Origin of the sequence: Bacillus sp. V3B, assembly GCF_024494465.1 — a bacterium.
Lineage (GTDB): Bacteria > Bacillota > Bacilli > Bacillales > Cytobacillaceae > Bacillus_BD.
The window spans coordinates 22,117-39,220 of record NZ_JAETXM010000011.1; the positions used below are offsets into that span (position 1 = coordinate 22,117).

General features: G+C 33.7%; 19 protein-coding genes and 5 pseudogenes. 11 read left to right on the forward strand and 13 right to left on the reverse strand.

All coding sequences use genetic code 11. From position 1 onward, the window contains the following. Positions 1-13: 13 nt before the first annotated feature. Positions 14-430, forward strand: a complete 417-nt coding sequence (locus JMM81_RS13185; RefSeq protein ID WP_256242040.1) for an NUDIX hydrolase — start codon at positions 14-16, stop codon at positions 428-430. Positions 431-1,478: 1,048 nt separating this feature from the next. Here JMM81_RS13185 and JMM81_RS13190 read toward each other — a convergent pair. Further along, complete coding sequence (locus JMM81_RS13190; protein WP_256242041.1) at positions 1,479-1,751, reverse strand: HU family DNA-binding protein; 273 nt, start codon at positions 1,749-1,751, stop codon at positions 1,479-1,481. Between the two features lie 359 nt (positions 1,752-2,110). Continuing rightward, positions 2,111-3,257, reverse strand: a pseudogene (locus JMM81_RS13195) (IS3 family transposase). A gap of 268 nt (positions 3,258-3,525) precedes the next feature. Between JMM81_RS13195 and JMM81_RS13200 the strand changes: the two are divergent. Then, positions 3,526-4,041 (forward strand): CBO0543 family protein, encoded by a 516-nt coding sequence (locus JMM81_RS13200; RefSeq protein WP_256242042.1) that lies wholly within the window; start codon positions 3,526-3,528, stop codon positions 4,039-4,041. A 141-nt stretch (positions 4,042-4,182) separates the two neighbouring features. Here the strand turns inward: JMM81_RS13200 and JMM81_RS13205 are convergent, their stop codons facing one another. The 7 genes from JMM81_RS13205 to JMM81_RS13235 all read right to left on the reverse strand — a co-directional run bounded on the left by JMM81_RS13205 (position 4,183) and on the right by JMM81_RS13235 (position 9,559). Then, positions 4,183-4,584: a hypothetical protein gene (locus JMM81_RS13205; protein ID WP_256242043.1), complete on the reverse strand. Its 402-nt coding sequence runs from the start codon at positions 4,582-4,584 to the stop codon at positions 4,183-4,185. 688 nt (positions 4,585-5,272) lie between these two features. Continuing rightward, a complete protein-coding gene (locus JMM81_RS13210) occupies positions 5,273-5,797 on the reverse strand; it encodes a tubby C-terminal domain-like protein (RefSeq protein ID WP_256242044.1) in 525 nt (174 codons plus the stop codon). Between the two features lie 87 nt (positions 5,798-5,884). After that, on the reverse strand, positions 5,885-6,772 hold the full coding sequence (locus tag JMM81_RS13215) for an FG-GAP repeat domain-containing protein (RefSeq protein ID WP_256242045.1): 888 nt from the start codon (positions 6,770-6,772) through the stop codon (positions 5,885-5,887). A gap of 227 nt (positions 6,773-6,999) precedes the next feature. Beyond that, positions 7,000-7,371 (reverse strand): hypothetical protein, encoded by a 372-nt coding sequence (locus JMM81_RS13220; protein WP_256242046.1) that lies wholly within the window; start codon positions 7,369-7,371, stop codon positions 7,000-7,002. 97 nt (positions 7,372-7,468) lie between these two features. Continuing rightward, positions 7,469-7,954, reverse strand: a complete 486-nt coding sequence (locus tag JMM81_RS13225) for a peptide ABC transporter substrate-binding protein (RefSeq protein WP_256242047.1) — start codon at positions 7,952-7,954, stop codon at positions 7,469-7,471. Between the two features lie 525 nt (positions 7,955-8,479). After that, positions 8,480-8,809, reverse strand: coding sequence for a chaperone CsaA (csaA, locus tag JMM81_RS13230; RefSeq protein ID WP_256242049.1), 330 nt, complete (start codon positions 8,807-8,809; stop codon positions 8,480-8,482). 165 nt (positions 8,810-8,974) lie between these two features. Next, on the reverse strand, positions 8,975-9,559 hold the full coding sequence (locus JMM81_RS13235; RefSeq protein WP_256242050.1) for a CGNR zinc finger domain-containing protein: 585 nt from the start codon (positions 9,557-9,559) through the stop codon (positions 8,975-8,977). Positions 9,560-9,678: 119 nt separating this feature from the next. On the opposite strand from JMM81_RS13235, the gene JMM81_RS13240 reads away from it, so the two are divergent. The 6 genes and pseudogenes from JMM81_RS13240 (at position 9,679) to JMM81_RS13260 (ending at position 12,357) form a co-directional block, all read left to right on the forward strand. Next, positions 9,679-10,716 carry an MFS transporter gene (locus JMM81_RS13240; protein WP_256242051.1) on the forward strand — a complete coding sequence of 346 codons (1,038 nt, stop codon included), beginning with the start codon at positions 9,679-9,681 and terminating at the stop codon, positions 10,714-10,716. Continuing rightward, positions 10,701-10,919 carry a hypothetical protein gene (locus JMM81_RS13245; protein ID WP_256242052.1) on the forward strand — a complete coding sequence of 73 codons (219 nt, stop codon included), beginning with the start codon at positions 10,701-10,703 and terminating at the stop codon, positions 10,917-10,919. Before JMM81_RS13240 ends, JMM81_RS13245 begins: the two co-directional genes overlap by 16 nt. Positions 10,920-10,936: 17 nt before the next feature. Then, positions 10,937-11,008, forward strand: a pseudogene (locus tag JMM81_RS13250) (LysE/ArgO family amino acid transporter); the annotation flags it as partial. Positions 11,009-11,317: 309 nt separating this feature from the next. Then, positions 11,318-11,505, forward strand: a pseudogene (locus JMM81_RS23100) (alkaline phosphatase family protein); the annotation flags it as partial. Between the two features lie 149 nt (positions 11,506-11,654). After that, on the forward strand, positions 11,655-11,873 hold the full coding sequence (locus tag JMM81_RS13255; RefSeq protein ID WP_256242053.1) for a hypothetical protein: 219 nt from the start codon (positions 11,655-11,657) through the stop codon (positions 11,871-11,873). Between the two features lie 361 nt (positions 11,874-12,234). Beyond that, positions 12,235-12,357 (forward strand): hypothetical protein, encoded by a 123-nt coding sequence (locus tag JMM81_RS13260; protein ID WP_256242054.1) that lies wholly within the window; start codon positions 12,235-12,237, stop codon positions 12,355-12,357. Between the two features lie 405 nt (positions 12,358-12,762). On the opposite strand, the gene JMM81_RS13265 is transcribed toward JMM81_RS13260, so the two are convergent. The 4 genes and pseudogenes from JMM81_RS13265 to JMM81_RS13280 all read right to left on the reverse strand — a co-directional run bounded on the left by JMM81_RS13265 (position 12,763) and on the right by JMM81_RS13280 (position 14,738). Further along, positions 12,763-12,933 (reverse strand): hypothetical protein, encoded by a 171-nt coding sequence (locus JMM81_RS13265; RefSeq protein WP_256242055.1) that lies wholly within the window; start codon positions 12,931-12,933, stop codon positions 12,763-12,765. 150 nt (positions 12,934-13,083) lie between these two features. Then, positions 13,084-14,022: pseudogene (locus tag JMM81_RS13270) on the reverse strand (RNA-guided endonuclease InsQ/TnpB family protein); the annotation flags it as partial. Continuing rightward, positions 14,019-14,476 (reverse strand): annotated as a pseudogene (locus JMM81_RS13275) (IS607 family transposase); the annotation flags it as partial. The pseudogenes JMM81_RS13275 and JMM81_RS13270, both read right to left, overlap by 4 nt. Positions 14,477-14,513: 37 nt before the next feature. Further along, on the reverse strand, positions 14,514-14,738 hold the full coding sequence (locus JMM81_RS13280; protein ID WP_256242056.1) for a helix-turn-helix domain-containing protein: 225 nt from the start codon (positions 14,736-14,738) through the stop codon (positions 14,514-14,516). Between the two features lie 346 nt (positions 14,739-15,084). Here JMM81_RS13280 and JMM81_RS13285 point away from each other — a divergent pair, with 346 nt between their 5' ends. The 3 genes from JMM81_RS13285 to JMM81_RS13295 all read left to right on the forward strand — a co-directional run bounded on the left by JMM81_RS13285 (position 15,085) and on the right by JMM81_RS13295 (position 17,072). Further along, on the forward strand, positions 15,085-15,507 hold the full coding sequence (locus tag JMM81_RS13285; protein ID WP_256242057.1) for a hypothetical protein: 423 nt from the start codon (positions 15,085-15,087) through the stop codon (positions 15,505-15,507). Between the two features lie 472 nt (positions 15,508-15,979). Next, a complete protein-coding gene (locus tag JMM81_RS13290) occupies positions 15,980-16,465 on the forward strand; it encodes a hypothetical protein (RefSeq protein WP_256242058.1) in 486 nt (161 codons plus the stop codon). 70 nt (positions 16,466-16,535) lie between these two features. Continuing rightward, on the forward strand, positions 16,536-17,072 hold the full coding sequence (locus JMM81_RS13295) for a hypothetical protein (RefSeq protein WP_256242059.1): 537 nt from the start codon (positions 16,536-16,538) through the stop codon (positions 17,070-17,072). The last annotated feature ends 32 nt before the right edge of the window (positions 17,073-17,104 follow it).

Consider the following 17,104-nt stretch of genomic DNA (forward strand, 5'->3'; position numbering starts at 1 on the left):
AGGGGATGAAGAAATGGATTTTCAGAGAGTTGATGTTATATATGCACTATTATTTAATGAAAACACAAACAAAATCCTAATGGTATTCAACAAGAATGGTACATGGTCTTTACCAGGAGGTGCAGTAGAAGTAGGAGAAACTTTGCAAGAAGCAACTATAAGAGAAGTTAAGGAAGAAACAGGATATGATATTAAGGTTGGCAATATTGTTGCTTTGAACGAGGCTTTTATAGACAAGAATCATGTTTATTTTATTACTTATCATGGGCAAATTACAAAACGACCTAAAGAAATTCCACAAGAAGAAAATATCATAAAAGTTGAATGGGTGGATTTAGAGGAAGCAGACCGATTAATGCCGTATCATCCAGAAGGAATTTCAAAATTACTTAATGAATCAGGTGCAAAATATACTCTGCAAAAAAGGTAATTACCTCTTTATTAGGGGTAAGGAAACGATTCGAGGAATGAGGGGCCACATCTAAAACATTAACTATAGACGGGGTTTTGCTTAATATTTATTGTTTCTTTAGAGTTATCAAATGAGTATACCTTATTGATAAAAATAGACTGAACGGTAAAAACCGATCAGTCTATAAATAATTATCTTACTCCATTTAAGCGCCCGTTTGATGAATATCATTATATTGAAGCTGTGCTGCTCTGTTATTGCAGAAATGTACTCTTATTCTTAAATAACGATAAACATCTATAAGGCTTATGTATTTTTATCATTATTCTTTTTTCTCCTAATTTTAATAGCTGCAACAATACATACAAATGCACCCATAAAAGCCGAGAAAATTGCTATAAAAGCGTTGTTATCCAACTAAATCACCTTGCTTTCTAATTCATAAATTATAGTTACTACTTCAAGAAAACTGCCAGTTTACTTGAAGGACAAACCTTCATAATCTCTAATTAATTTTAACATAAATATCCAAATTAACTGCTAAGTGTTGTTCAATTAAATGGCCAGATTCTGGAACAAAAAAATCCTGTAACACAGAATTTTTGATCAAACTTTATTCAAAACCCGCACACTTTCCTTTCTTACAGTCTCGATTGTTGTCACCCAAGAAGATTCTGAAAGGTTCTGAAGTTCATTGTTTTGACCTTTAGTTCACTAAATCTTTATTCCTAAAGGAAATCGCAGCCTAAAGGCTACTAATTAAAAATGGAAACAGCTAAGCGAAAACCTAAGTGAAAGTTAAAACATAACTTTGCGCTACTCATTTTATATATATAAAGAACATTTGATCCTTTGTGCTGACCCTCGCATAGCCAAATTTCATATAATCTCCATCCTATACTTTGAACAAGGCTGTTTGAACATATTGATAGCTTGATATCATCGCATTTTCATTTTGTTCTAACAGGGTGTAACAATTATGAACAAGTGATAGTAAATATCTTTAAAATAAAAAACACTCTGGATTCGACTACCCAGAGTATTTTACACTATTAAGATATATATTTTATTTAACGGCTTCTTTTAATTCTTTTCCTGGTTTAAAAGCTGGAACTTTAGAAGCAGCAATCTCTATTTCTTCACCGGTTTGTGGATTACGACCTTTTCGAGCTGCACGTTCACGTACTTCAAATGTTCCAAATCCAATTAATTGGAGCTTTTCTCCTTCAGCAAGTGTGTTAGAAATCGTATCAAATAACGCGTCAACCGCCTTTGCAGCGTCCTTCTGTGTCAATTCAGATTGTTCTGATACAGCTTTTACTAATTCTGTTTTGTTCATTTTTATACACCTCTATTCTTAGATTACTATGTATAAACTAAAATATAGCATATATTCCCTTCGTATTCTACTTCAATTAAGTAACGAAACTACGTAGCTAAGTGAAATATGGAAATACCTTATAAGAAATGGCCATTCTTTATATTATCTTTACTCGACCAAAACATACGTGTGATCATTTTATCTTCTGGCTGATTTGGAACATTATCATAAAATTAATGGAACATATAGGAAAGGTAAGAGTTTAGTTCAAACCGATCATTATAAGCAAAATCTGAAAACTTTAATTCACTTTCTCTATACATCGTTTTCTCCCCTTGGACTTGAGTCAATATCTTGGACACAAATAAGTTAACTTTTCATGCTGATTGATGAAACTGATCTTCCACTTCTTGCGGCGTCTGAAAGTTTAATTGGCCGTGAATGCGTCGGCGATTATACCAACCTTCAATAAACTGAAACAAGGCTGTATTCGCTGATTCGAAATTTAAATAGATTACGTGATAGACTTCTTCCTTCTTTAAAATGGCATGAAAAGACTCAATACATGCGTTATCGTATGGGCAGCCTTTTCGACTAAAAGATGGAATGATTTCCTGTTCTTTAAGCGCTTGGCTAAAATCTTCACTGGTGTATTGAGAGCCAAGATCCGTATGTAAAATGACGCCAGGATCCGGCTGTTGGACAGAAACGGCATTGTCTAAAGCATGTAAAACAAGTTCAGTCGTCATGGAACGAGAGAAGGAATATCCGATGATTTTTTTAGAATACAGATCTAAAACCGTGGCTAAATAACACCAGCCATCTCGCAAAGTGTGGATATAGGTGATATCGGCCACCCATTTTTCGTTCAATTTAGAAGTAGAAAAATCCTGTTGTAATACATTTTCACGGGCCTCAATTGTTTTCTGTTTGATTGTGGACGGAATTTTTTAATCGTAATCGAATAGATTTCCGCCTTTCTCATGATCCGTTGAACCCGTTTAAGACTAACTGAAAACCCTGCTTTTAATAGAAGGAAATGAATCTTAGGTGCTCCATATCGGCCCTTACTCTCGGTATGGATTAACTGAATATGTTCAAGAAGCAATCGATTTTCCCGATCACGTACTGATTCTGTTTTCACTAAGGACTGGTAATAAGTACTTCTTGGCATGTCTAGTACTTCACACATGACCCGGACGGGAAACACTTCTTTTTGATTGTGAATCAAGTTTTTTAGCCCGGTATCGGTTACTTTCTGGCGAATATGGCCATAGCCTTTTTTAAGATTTCAATTTCTTGTTTCATTCGAAGGTTCTCTTTTTGGATTTCAGTTATGTCCTGTGGCGTTAGACTATTTTCCTCACCGTTCACTGGAGTTAGGGCTTTAATCCATTTATAAATTGTGACTTCAGATACGCCATATTCGCTACTTAACGTACTCACCGAGCTACCAGTGTGATAAAGTTCCACCACCATTTTCTTAAAATCATCGTTATATTTACGCTTGTTTCTCGATTTCATACCGAACACTTCCCCTCTTATTTTTATCATAGAGAGTTAACTAAACCGTGTCCATAAAACTATACTAACTCCAATTGTTAAGATTAGGTCTTGAGTGTATGATTAAGGTGTCTATTAAATAGATTTGCAAAAGGAGAAAATTACAAAATGAAAGTTGCTTATAAATGATATTTTTTTGTAAAGAATATTTAAAATGTTACCAATTATATAAAATTTTAGTATAATTAATCAAAGCTTGGAGTGATTATATAAAATTGAAAAGGTCTTGATGATAATGGTTGCTGTTGGAATAACGAGCTTACTTCTTGGATGGAAATTAGGGGATTGGAGAAAAATAGAAAAATATTATCCAACTATTCTATTCTTGATTATTGGTGATTTACTATATAACATTTTTATATATAGTGATCCAACGTGGAGTTATAACAAAACTTGGATATTCCCGAATCATACATTAGCGAATTTATGGATTATGATAACGGTGTATCCTGCAACGGTTATGATATACTTGTTTCACTTTCCTAAAAAGAAGAGGAAACAAATCTTTTATATTATATTTTGGGTGATTCTATATGTAATTGCAGAGATTTTTGGCCTTCATGTTTTCAATTTTATAGATCACTTCAACGGCTGGAATATGTGGTGGTCACTTTTGTTCGATATCATTCTCTTTGTTATGCTGTATATTCATTATAAACGTCCCTTATTAGCTTGGGGATTATCAATTATCGTTATCATTTTCTTTTTAAATGTATTTGATGTGAATTTACATATTTTGAATTAGTTATATAAAATAAATTAAAAGTCGATTTAAAATGTCCTTTACAAAGGGTACACTTTAATTCAGGAAATGCGCTCTATTGTTTATTAAACTTTAATTTCTTTTAATTTGGATCTGCTTAACTTGATTGTTGTTTTTATCAATTTAATATTGTTCCTTTACATCGTTATATATTTCTATTGCTTGTTCATAAATATCATTATTTGGCTCGATTTGATAATTTTCAGAACCATCGCTTAGATGAAAAATTCCCTTATCATCTATCGTTAAAGTACCTGAAATTTGATCATTATCGATAAATGTTATCGTTATCGCCTTTTCATAATTAATTTGTTGGTTTGTTTGTCCAATATATTTGATTTGATTGTAAGCATCTACAAGTGACTGAACAGTTTCTTGGTCTACTTTATTATATCCTTCGTACAAACTCTGTCCGAAGCCAATATCAAAATAATCTGCTTTAATTTTTTTTACAGAATTATTATTACAACCACTTAATGTTAAAAACACAATTAGTATAACGAGCATTAATAATAATTTTCTCACTATTCCATTCCCTCCAACTGACCTTTGTCCTGCTTATTTTCATTTACTCTCTAACAGAGATTATATCTAACATTTACATTCCTGACTTTAATTTTTTCCGTAAAACTTACTAAACAATATGGCCCGATTGCTGAACAAAGATCAAATACTCTTCAACTAAATGCGTCTTATATGTAGTATGATTTTCCACCGTATTGAACGTAAGTAAAGATACGAGAAATGCCAAATTTGTATCTTTGTAGAAGCATTATATATAGTAAGTAATTATAGTTATTAACGTTAACAAACATAGAACTTTACGTGGAGAGGTGAGTATGATAGGCTTGGATGCCTGATGAAACAACGGCTTCAGGCTTTCAAGACCAATCATGCCCACAGAGGCTCCACGTCAAGTTCTTAAACGCTTATCTATGGTTACATGGAAACGATGATAAAGGGGGCACCATATCAATGTTTCGGATCGAATACTATATATAAAAGTGCTTTAGTACAAGAAAAAGGGGCCCAATCCTTATTGTAGATAAGCCACCCTTTACTTTAAGTACAATCATTCACAATCTTTAATGAAAAAGAAAAGACTGACCTACTATTCATATGAATATCTTTCATAATTAAACTTGTTATCCACTAATATTGATAGATATTGTAGCTATTATTTTATATATCTTTACAACCAAATAGTGCATATTTAGTCGCCAACATAAAAAATACATTGAAAAAGACAAATAAAAAATTCTGGATTTTGGATAGGACAGTCTTCTTCAATTTCTAAATAAGTCTTAAACCATTCAGTAGTTTTCATTTTCCACCTTGCCACTTCTTTACCTTGATGATAGAACCTTACCCAATCCATTACTTCTTTTTCCATTGTAAATTCATTTGATTGACTTGTAATGAGGAATTCAGGTGCAATTTTTTGCCAATTTTTATAGGTTATTTGAAACACCTCATTAGTTTTACAGTTGAAAACTTGATAATATGGATGCCCAACCCACTTAGTTGTCTTTTTACACTTATATACAAGTTCTCCATCAACGGAATAAACATCAATTTGAGCATACCAATCAAAACTTCTCAAATAATTTACCAATCTTACTATAAAATTTTTGTAAGTTCTTTTAAATTTACATATCACATTACCTTGTTCATCAACCACATCAATTAATTTAGTTGAATCCTTAATTTTCGGGGGAGAGTAGGTATATTTCCGCATATGGACTCCTTTCACTAACCCGTTAGCACAAGAAGCGACTGCCTTGTTCCGCAATCGCTACCCGTTAGCCATCCATGAAGCCATGCTTCACCACAGAAAATGTAAGAAAATATCGTTCTTACATGGTAGCTTAATAAGATTTTTTCTTTTTTCCAGCTTAACACTTAATTTTTTAAAGTTTTCTATCTCATCAGGTAATGATAATTGCTTTGCTAATGTAGCTCCTTTCTGTATAGAACTCCTAGCTTTTTCAAATAAATTTGCCTTTATTTGAGCATCTGCAAGTGTATACCAATAGAACCACGTATCCATTTTTGATATTTTACCGTTATAAAATTTTTCAATTGCAGGATAATAACTAGAGTATAGTTCTTCATCTAGAACTAATTTTTTTCCATTCCATTTTAGAACATCTACAAAATAGGTATCTGCAATGTACCTTTGCCAAATGGCTATTCCAACTTTCTTATTACTTAATAGCTCCATCATATGATATGGTACTTCTGCTATCATCTTTAAAGAATTATTATTCCACTTAAAAATCTCTAGTTTATTTCCTGCTGAAGCACCAATTGTGACACCAAAGAGATACTCTTTAATACCATCACCAGTAATATCAGCAACACCTGAATAATCTAATCCTACCCCCTGTATTTGTGTTTCCCAAGTCTTTTTCCATCTTTCATTTTCTTTTCTTAATACTATTACGCCATATTGTGAAGGATTAGGTTGTTCTTTTGCCTTTATTTCAAAAGTAATAATAATCTCTTCTTGTCCATCTTGGTTAAAGTCATAAAACTGAAATGGTTTAGTTGATTTAGGTTCTTCAGGACTTACTAGTAATGAGTTTGGTGCTACAAACTCATTGATAATTTTCATTAGGTCTTTATTTAATTTTTCTTCAGCGCGAGTAAAAATTGGTGAAAGATTTAAAATGACTGATGCCAATATGGTAAATAATATAATTTTTTTCATCAATAATCCCCTTTGTTTAACTAATATTAGAGATTATTGTTCCCTGATGTTACCTGAATATCAGAAACCTTTGTTCAACAAAACTACACCTTTAGCACAATAGGAGTTGCCGTATAGACAACTCCTTGTTCAACTCTTGCTACCCGTTAATTTAAGTATTTCCCTTCACAAACTCATAGTTAATCGTATAAAAAAGCTAATTTTATAGAATAACGCTATCTATTTGTTTAAGAAGAAAGTGATTGTTTTTGCTTTGAATACTTAAATCCGAAAAAGATAAAAACGAAAACTGTAAACAAACCAAAAATAAACGCATTCACATACGGCATTACTATATCTCCTAAATCCCTTATTTCTTCTACTGGGAATAAAGTAATTCCGATTGACGCGAAGATTATGTAAAAGAATCCAGTTCCTATTGAAATCCATACTAATTCCTTGAATAAAAGCTTTTTTTTGTTAACGTAAAGAACAAATACAATTGTGGAAATGAGTAATGATAATCCGAAGGCAATCAGTAACTCAATTCCGTTTCTTAATAATAGAAAAACAGCCAACAATAATAGACTAAAAATAATTCCTTTGAAAAAACTCTTCATTTCTTCATTTGACCTCCCTACTTTTATTAAATTAACCTACCACTTTAGAAAAGGTTCCTATCATCTTTCAGAAACGCCCCCGTTAGCACAATAATAATTAACTAATCCAAGTCACTTTCGCTTCTTTGGATTTCCATTTATTATCTTTATAATGAACTGTAACTTCTACTCCAACTGCCCCTAAACCTGAACGATATTTGGAACCCTCAAAAAAGACTTTATTGTTGAACTTAAAATCAACTTTTTCTATTCTAAGAAGTACGCCATCCAAAACCATCGTATCTGGATTATATAATCCCTTTTCTTTCAGTTGTTCAAGGGTAGCATCCATTACTTCAACTTTATATTTTTCCTTGAAGTAGCTTAAAATTTCATCTTTATCACTTTCATCTACTTCCTCAAAGTTACTCATATCAATAGCTATATATTCCATATCACTACTTAATGCTTCATCCTGTTCCATTATTGAGTTCAATGCAACACTATATATTTCTCCTAAATATTCCTTTGGCTCTATTCCAGTATTGCAAGCAGAAAGCAATACCGACAGTATAAACAGAATACTAAAATATTTAAACTTCAAATTTACCCCTCCTTCACTATATGGGGTCCCGGTAACAAAACGCGGAAAACATACGCTAAGCAAATTTCGACATAGAAAAGATAAGTATTCTATACTCTAAGACTATCATTGGTGTAACAAAACTTATCTTTTTCATATTAACTGAACATAGATAAAGGGATGAGTTATTGAACATCAAAAAGGGAAGAAAATCTTTATAAAGTCTTTAATGATAAGTTGTTTAGAAACTCATGAGTTTATGTACATTACGAATGGATATAATTGTTAATCCTAAAAGATGTATTTTTACGGAATATGAAATTTTTAAACCAATTATGGACACATATAACACCGTCCCAAATATATAAAGTCGTCTGTTATGACTGGTTAAGATAATCGTATTTTCTCAACATTACCCTAATAATAGTAAAAGCCAATGATTCCTTAGTGTAGGAAAAATTGGCTTTATTCATATCGAAATTTGCTTAGCGTTTTCCGGTCGTTTTGTTGATGAGATCCAATAAAAATTTATCCTTTTTTAGTGATCTAGGCGACTGGTGTACCATTTTTAACAGGTTTGTCCGGTTTTAAGAGTACCACGTCACCATCTTCTGGAACACCGCCAATTACCAATACCTCAGATTTAAAACCTGCGATACGCCTAGGAGGGAAGTTTACTACTGCAACCACTTGACCTCCAATAAGTTGTTCTGGCTCATATCTTCGTGTAATTTGTGCTGAAGATTGTTTAATACCAATCTCACCAAAATCAATCTCTAATTTTATTGCCGGTTTTCGTGCTTCTGGAAATGGCTCTGCTTTAATCACGGTACCAATACGAATATCCAACTTCAAAAAGTCCTCAATTGTTGCCAATATTATTACCTCCAATTTTTTATATTAATCTTAATTTTATAATATTCCCCAAATAAAAATTGTCAAAATAAACGGTTAAACTTTTATAAAAATGATATGACTTTATTTTTAATCCACAACTACTTCACCACAGCTAAGCCATACCAGACCATTATTTTTTGACTCCTATTTTTTCTGATGTCTCTTCTGGAAACGAGCAACCTTCTTTCGATTCCCGCATATTTTCATTGAACACCACTTACGTCTTCCACTGGTATCCATAAATAATAGAACGCAATCAGGATTCGCACAGCGATGAGTTTTGGTCAATTCTCCAGTTGCTAAAAGTTCAAGTGCATCCAAAGAAATTAAAGAAGTAAGTGCGTATACAGGTTTTCCTAATGGAACGGGCATTAACTTACCTTTATTAATTTTGTAAGAAAACGGTGCATTTGTAATATGCGATTCAAGTTGACTTGTCCATCCATTAGGGAGATTACCGCCATCGGCAATCCTCTCGAATCCTTCGCGAAGTAGTGACCTGAGTTTATGCAGGATAGGTAAAGCTTCCCTAGCCCAACTTGTCACGTCTTCTGACAATTGCTCAGTATATATAATAGTTTGAGCCAGTAAGGTATTGACCCAAGCTTCGACATCCTGTTCAGTTTCAAGCAGGTTATGTCGGATTCCATGCCGTACAACTTCTGTGTTAACAAGGTCAAAGGAAAGATGACCAGATATGAGTGGAAAAGATTCTTGTTCAATAGCCATAATTATTACCCCTTCGGATTAATTATTAACCTATTATAACACAATTGACAGGTTAGTAAAATCGGAATATAATAACCACTAAGATTGATGTTTGAAGGTTAGTTTAGGAGGAGATTAAAATGCCACAATCGTTTTTAGGTTCAAGAATTGTTTTTGTCACGTTTCTTACGCTTATGGGTGCATTTGGTTTAAATCTTGCTGTGGGTCAGTTTTTTACCCCTCTTAACGAAACATATGGCTGGAGTTTAACTACGCTTAGTTTGGGTGTTTCGTTAAATATGATTACTTGGGGGGTTTTTCAACCTGTGATGGGAAAACTGATTGATCGTTTTGGTCCAAAACCGGTAATTGCCGGAAGTGCAGCGTTAATGGGTAATGCTTTTTTGCTATCGGCAACAATTACACATATATGGCAATTCTTTCTTTACTATGGTGTTTTGACGGCAATCGGTTTTGCTGGGTGTGGTTCGATGGCGAATTCCGTTTTAGTTTCCCGTTGGTATGTAAAAAGAAGAGCCGTTATGCTTGCTAGAAGTTCAATGGGAATGAATATCGGCCAGTTGGTGCTTTTACCCTTAACGGGCATCTTGATCGCTAGTACCGGGTTTCGAACTGCTTTTTTTGTACTTGGGTTGATTATGCTATTCATCATTGTCCCTGTGGTATTATTCTTGACAAAAAATAACCCACAGGATGTTAATCAGGTTCCCGATGGAGACACTTCTTCCATAGTTTCTTCACCTCGGAGTACTTTATTGTCAGAAGCATTACTAAGTAAAGAATTCTGGATTGCAACAATAGGTTTTGTTTCGTGTGGTTATACTCTTTATTTGGTAACTATGCATCTGCCAAAATATGCAGTTGACCTTGGAGGAGGAACAGCTCTTGGTGGTCAGTTACTTGGTATTGCTGCTCTAGCAAGTGCAATCTCAATGTGGTTAACTGGGCAATTATCACGTACATATGGAAAACGAAACCTTCTAATCGGATTATATATGATACGGATGGTTGCATTTGTTTGGATTGCTCTTTCCACTAGTACTTGGCAACTTTATATATTTGCTCTTGTGTATGGAATTTCATCAATGCCAATTATTCCATTAGTTACCGGTATTATTGGCGACCGATTTGGAAAAACGCAATGGGTAGTATTTTAGGGTCTGCTTGGTTAATTCACCAAATTTTCGCTGCTTGTGGTGTTTTTTTAGGAGGATATCTTCGTACCATTACAGGGGATTATCAATATGCCTTTTGGACTGGTGCCATAATTCTTGCAGGTGGTGTCATAATCACTTTTTTCCTTAAAGACCTTGACTTCGAAATTCAAACTAGAGGTAAAAAATCAGAGATAACAAGTTAGAAAGCGAGGGGGACATTTTGTTAGCAGCATTACTTCATGGGATTATATTGGCCTTTGGGTTAATCCTTCCCCTTGGCGCACAGAATGTTAGACTTAAAAAATGGAAGTTTGCCAAAATATAATAACCTCTTATCCTATAATATTAAAAGCCGATGATTCCTTAGCGTAGGAAAAATCGGCTTTTTTTATGTCGAAATTTGCTTAGCGTATGTTTTGCGCTTTTTGTTGGTGGGACCCCTTTAAGTAAAAATGTTGTCTGTACCACTTGAAGAAGAATTGCATAAACACCCCCTTTTTATGCAGTTAATAGCCCTCTGAAGAGAGGAAAATTTTGATTTGCCACCGATATATATATATATATAAACGATAAAGATTGAACAAACACCAATCCCTTTAAGAGTCCATTTCCAACAATGTCCGTCAATGTCGATAGTACATTATTAACCGGTACTTACAGTGATCAACATTAAGTACCAAGGTTAGTTTGGTAAAAAAAGTAAATTACATTATAAATTATGGAATCCGTATTCGAGAGCTTATAAAGTTAGAATTAAAACAGTCCAAGGAAGATATTTTTTTACAATTAGTGAAGTATCTATAGAACATCTCTATCACTTTAGAAACAAACAAATTAAACTAGTTACATTCAATATTTTTGTATATTTTCCCAATTATAATAATGCGATTTTAGCTCAATATAATAGAGGTAATTAAAAAATCAAAGGAGAGATACTAATGCCTCAAAACCAACAACAAATTGACGTAAATCAATTAAACCAAGCTAAAGCAAATGTGACTCTTACACAAAACCTATTAAATCAAGCAATTGAGAAATCATCTTCAGACCCAACTTTAGCACAAGAAGCAATCAAACAAGCTGCGATGGAAATCGGACAAGCTCAAACAGCAGTTAGTCAATCGCAAAGTGCATTTTTAGCCTCACAGTCAGAATAAACATACTTACTTTCCCCTGTAATACAATAAATGTTGCAGGGGATTATTTATTTCAATAATTAGAAGTTAAATTAACAAAAACATAAGGTTATCTCGAATAAATGTCGTAAATGTTTAATGACAATAATAAGGCTTCATTACAAACAAGGGTGTTAAAAACGTCAACATGTTATACTATTAAAGGGCGTTTTAATTAAACAAGCAGCTAAAAGGATCTTCCAGCCGAAGATCCTGTTTCAGTGCCGATAACATCGCTTATGTTGACTAGAATTAGATGTGTAAATTTTAGTTATTTACACCATTCAATAAAAGTTGGATAATAATATCAGAATATTCAAATCAATTATAAGAGGAGGAAAATATGTCCTGTGCTGATTTCGATGAAATTAAAACAATTTGTATAGAATTGTGTAAAGAAACAGAAGATCATGGTGTTGATACACCTTTTGATAAATTGATGATCTTGCCCTACGATATTGCTTAAATATCAAATTTCTCTTCATACCCGTTTGTAAAAGTACGTTTCTATAAGCAAACGAGTGCTTTAATCCAATAAGCAGCTAAAAGGATCTTCGATTAGAAGATCCTTTTGTTATTGCCGATAAGAATGATTATGTTAATGACCTTAAGGTAAATGCTACTGTCTAAAATATATATAACTTATTGGATATTAATTTTAGACTATCTTTTAGATATGTTATAAGGGATAAAAAATCTAAAATGATAAGGTGTCTCAGACTATCTAAAACTTTAACTTTTAGATTAGAAACTTCTCCTCTACAATTATCCCATGCCGTTTAATCAATTAATCTATCGTGTTATTGAATTTTCTAAAAATATATATTTAACTCATTTTACATAAATTCGATTCGATCAGCTCCAACATTCTTTAACTAACTTGATCGTTCGTATTTCCCTTGGTCCGATTTTTTTGATCGGCTAGATAATTGCAGTTAGCATGCATAATTCTTTTTAGTAATCCATCCACAACGACTAGTTCCCCCATTTTAAGTTCTTCCATACAAACATGACAATGAGGAATGACTGTATCAATAAACATGTGAATGCCTGCTACTAAAAACATAATCAAATATAATTATTTGACTACGCTAGACAATTTCCTGCTTCCAAGAACCCGACCTCGCCAAATGCTCACTACTATCGTTGGTATAGCTCTCCACAGGCTTAAATTCGGATGTAGCCCACTCTATTCTGAAAGACTGAGTTTTCCTTTCTTATGACCACAACAAGAGCATCGTTTAGAAGATGGATACCATGCCTTTCACGTTTAAATCTTCGATGGTGATATGGGTTGGCTTGGTTTTTACCAACTGATTCACCACAGATCGAACATATTCTGTACGGATATTGGCTAGTCTAGCGTGCAGTTTTTGAACCTTTACAAGTTGTTTCTGCCTGTTTTTAGAGCAGAACTCACCTCTCTTTCTATAATGGTTTTGTTCGTAACTCCTACTTAATTTTCTTTGTTGTCGTTTTAACTTTTTTTCAAGTTTCCTTACCTTTGATGTTTTATTGATATTTCCAAATGTCTTATGATGGCTGCAAGTAGCAAAATCTTTCAGTCCAAGATCAACACCAATCCCATCATGGATGTTGATTTGAGTATTCTCACCTGATTTAACCTCACATAAAACAGATACATAATAACGACCTGCTTTTTGTGAAACGGTACAACTTGAAGCTTTCACATTTAAAGGAATATACCCATATTCTTTTAATTTCACCCAACCAAGAGTAGGAATCTTTATTCGATGACGCTCGACTACTAAATCTTTAGGATTGTTCTTTGGAAAGTAAGCCTTCACACCTTGATGTTTCTTTTTTTGAATTATGGAAACTTCGCTCTACCTTCAAAAAAGTTTTTAAAAGCTCGATCTCGATTCATAATAGATTGTTTAACTGCTTTACTGGAAACCTCTTTCATCCAAAAATCGGTTTGTTTCATATGAACATTGTTCAACCACTTAGAAAAATCATAACCTGACAAATGTTTGCCTGTTTCTTTATAATGTTCATGTGAAGTAGCAAGATACAAATTATACACATAACGACAAACACCAATGGTTTGATGTACTTTTTGACATTGCTTTTCTCTTAGGATCATCTCAGTCTTATAGGCTTTTTTCATAGTTCGTCATCATCTTTCAGCTTTTTCTTGTATTTTCTCAATCCATCAATCCGACATGAAAACACCTGAATAATAGAAACTAAATCTTGAACGAGTTCCTCTTGTGGAGACAGTGATTCATTATGAACAACAAGTAATTCAACCCCACACTTCTGTAAAAAGCCTTCAAACCACTCATAACCAAAAAGAATAAAACGATCCTTGTGTGCAATCATAATCATTTTTACTTCCCTTTTTTGCGTTTGTAGTTTAATCCACTACCGATATCGGTTAGAACTTCGTCTACAATGATCCCCCTTGCATTAGCAAACTGTTTTAGAAATTCAACTTGATTCACTAAATCATCTTTTTGCCCTTGATTAGATACTCTAGCGTAAATGATCGTTTTACCTACTTTATTTTCCTTTGAAATCCCCAAATATTCTCGATACTGTGTCTCCGTATAATATCTTCTTCCTTTTTCGATAGCTTAATTAAGCTGTTCCAACCTCCTACATATCCCAAAAATCACTCATTTTGGCGTTAGAATCTATTTTTCTAATGGCGGTTAACAGTTTTTTTATGACGTCCTGACGAGGAATATAATCTTTTTCATTACAAGCTTTTGAAATGGTATTTTTACTTACTCTTGCAGCTTTAGCAAGGTCCTGCTGATCCAGTCCTCTTTTATCCATCCATTTTCCGAGTTTGCTACGTGGTTTACCAATTCCCCACATCGATATAACTCCCTTCCAAATCTTTGTTAGCAACATTCTTGACTAAAAATCCTAAAAGTATTCAACTTAATCCCAACAATTTGGGAATATTGGACAAGCTTTTGCTATATCATTTATCAAGACGTCAACCAGTTCAAATTATCATTTAAGGCGAGAAGATTCCTATGTTAAAGACGTCAGGGAGTTCAATTCACAGGATAATTAACTGGAGAAAAGGAGAAGTAAAGTAGAATTAGAGGAGAAAGAAGATTTAGAGTTTAGTAATGATTTTGTTTTAGACTGGAATAGCAACATTACTAAGTTTACTAGTGGATGGAATTTCAACAATATAAGGAGTGATGACGTCATGTATAGACCGACTGTTCGATACGACGATATTTTTCGAGAATATGTAGATACACTTTTTCATGCCACTAACTTAGATCGTAACCAAATTATAAGAGCTGCTCTCTTTACTGCTGCTCATTCAAAAGAATTTCGGAACCTATTAGAACCATACAAAAAAAAAGACGTCCCTCTCCCCTCTCCTTTATGGAAGCTGGAACAGCAGTGTTTCTGGTTGGAGCAATGTCCAGAATTAAAACGATTAGATGGAGAAATAAATGACGTCAAGGTCAAGAATGGAGAAATAGTTAAGGGTTTCGAACCTTCTGCTGATTCCATTAGAATTTTAGAGGGTTCCGAACAGATTGTGCAACAGTCAAAGGTCATCCCTTCTCAACCAATCAAGTTCAAGAACCAAGGTGGTATTATTTTTAGTATTAATTAATATTTAAAGATCCCTTCTTAAAATTGCGATAAGAAGGGATTTTCTTACGGGGTATTTGACATTGAAAAATCCCAAAAGCTTACCTTGAATATAACGTTTCAATTCTCGGAGTTAATTTAAAACACTTATTTAGAAAGCATGAAAATGTAGATGAATTACCAGTATTTGAGAAGTTTTTACTTGGTGATCTTTACTTTAACAATTTTGCCCCCAGCTTTCTTCCCTGCCTGTTCTAAGAGCTTCGCAAATTGTCTCTTTGTTTCTATATCCTTCTTTTTCTTTTTCATTATTGTTGTCCCTCGCAAGTTAATATTCTTGCTATATAGTATCGACATTAAAATGGCTGTTCATACCTTCTCGAGTTCTAAAGTCTCCCCTCCCCCACTATATTAGTAATAAAGTGGAAAACTGACCTAGTGACCATATGATATTTTCTCATTTTTAAAGATTAAGAGCAGAGAGGAGAGAGGGTATGTCATCTTTGAACCCTTTTTTTGAAGAGTTAAACAGAGAAAAATCCAAATCGAAAATTATTGAAAAAGCATCTTTAACAGATCCTTCATATCTATCTTCCATAAGAAAGGTCAGAAAAGACAAGCAGCATGACATTAAATTTCCTGTAGATTATGCCATGAAGGTGAAGCTCCGAACAATTTGTAAAACATGGAATCCTACATACAAGAAAAAGTCAGGGAAGCCTTTGACGCAAACCAACCTAAATACGCTGTTGCTGCGGTTTAGTATGGGTCGGTGGAAGGACGTGGATTTTTCAATAGCCTACAAGGATACGAAGGAATATATGCATACGCATCTATTGGAAACAGAATACAGTCAACGGGGAGGATTGCGTGATCTCTCTATCTCCCAGGATCTGTCTGATCGTAGAATTGTTTATAGTATGATCTGTTATGCTGTTTCCTGGCTAGAAAGAGGGGAGTCTATTGAAGAAATCCTATAGTCAATTTAGTCTTTTAAAGAACAGGCTACTTTATGGGACCAAGACAAAAAAGGGTTTTTTGGATTATCTAATGCCACAGTATAGGTATCTTAAAATTGAGATCCCCTATTATGAATATTTAAGAGGAGAGGTATTCGTTGAAGATATTAAGGACTTATTTGAAGAGGCACAAGATCTGACTCTTTATCATCTGATAGTCCTTCTATATTTTGACTTTTTAGGACAAGTGAAAAAAGGGACTAAATATGAGCAACTTTGCCCTTTCTTGATTTCTTCCAAGAAAAAATATCTTGACCAACCAACTGTTCAAAAAAGAGTGCTAAAACAAGTGACCCCTCATTTGCTTTCTTTTGAACAAAGGGAAGAAGAAATAGAAGTGACGTCACAAGAAAAAAAAGCTGAGATCACACTGCGGGTCAAAGAATCTGAAATTTACCGAGGAGAGATATTTCTTCATGATAGCTCTCCATACTTAATGGATGAAGAGCTTACAGTAGAAGATCTTTTAGTCATCTTGTTTCTGGACTTTTTACAAAGCGTTAAAGAAAAAGGGAATTCTACTCAAGTGATGAAAACCATTTTAGTGAACTTTGAGAATCATTTCTAAAGGAAGAACGAATATCACGACTTTTATGTGTG

Coding starts and splice junctions, on each gene's coding strand:
- JMM81_RS13185 (WP_256242040.1), top strand. CDS start 14: ATGGATTTTCAGAGAGTTGATGTTATATATGCACTATTATTTAATGAA.
- JMM81_RS13190 (WP_256242041.1), bottom strand. CDS start 1,751: ATGAACAAAACAGAATTAGTAAAAGCTGTATCAGAACAATCTGAATTG.
- JMM81_RS13200 (WP_256242042.1), top strand. CDS start 3,526: ATGATAATGGTTGCTGTTGGAATAACGAGCTTACTTCTTGGATGGAAA.
- JMM81_RS13210 (WP_256242044.1), bottom strand. CDS start 5,797: ATGCGGAAATATACCTACTCTCCCCCGAAAATTAAGGATTCAACTAAA.
- JMM81_RS13215 (WP_256242045.1), bottom strand. CDS start 6,772: ATGAAAAAAATTATATTATTTACCATATTGGCATCAGTCATTTTAAAT.
- JMM81_RS13220 (WP_256242046.1), bottom strand. CDS start 7,371: ATGAAGAGTTTTTTCAAAGGAATTATTTTTAGTCTATTATTGTTGGCT.
- JMM81_RS13235 (WP_256242050.1), bottom strand. CDS start 9,559: ATGGCTATTGAACAAGAATCTTTTCCACTCATATCTGGTCATCTTTCC.
- JMM81_RS13240 (WP_256242051.1), top strand. CDS start 9,679: ATGCCACAATCGTTTTTAGGTTCAAGAATTGTTTTTGTCACGTTTCTT.
- JMM81_RS13245 (WP_256242052.1), top strand. CDS start 10,701: ATGGGTAGTATTTTAGGGTCTGCTTGGTTAATTCACCAAATTTTCGCT.
- JMM81_RS13255 (WP_256242053.1), top strand. CDS start 11,655: ATGCCTCAAAACCAACAACAAATTGACGTAAATCAATTAAACCAAGCT.
- JMM81_RS13260 (WP_256242054.1), top strand. CDS start 12,235: ATGTCCTGTGCTGATTTCGATGAAATTAAAACAATTTGTATAGAATTG.
- JMM81_RS13265 (WP_256242055.1), bottom strand. CDS start 12,933: ATGTTTATTGATACAGTCATTCCTCATTGTCATGTTTGTATGGAAGAA.
- JMM81_RS13280 (WP_256242056.1), bottom strand. CDS start 14,738: ATGTGGGGAATTGGTAAACCACGTAGCAAACTCGGAAAATGGATGGAT.
- JMM81_RS13285 (WP_256242057.1), top strand. CDS start 15,085: ATGTATAGACCGACTGTTCGATACGACGATATTTTTCGAGAATATGTA.
- JMM81_RS13290 (WP_256242058.1), top strand. CDS start 15,980: ATGTCATCTTTGAACCCTTTTTTTGAAGAGTTAAACAGAGAAAAATCC.
- JMM81_RS13295 (WP_256242059.1), top strand. CDS start 16,536: ATGCCACAGTATAGGTATCTTAAAATTGAGATCCCCTATTATGAATAT.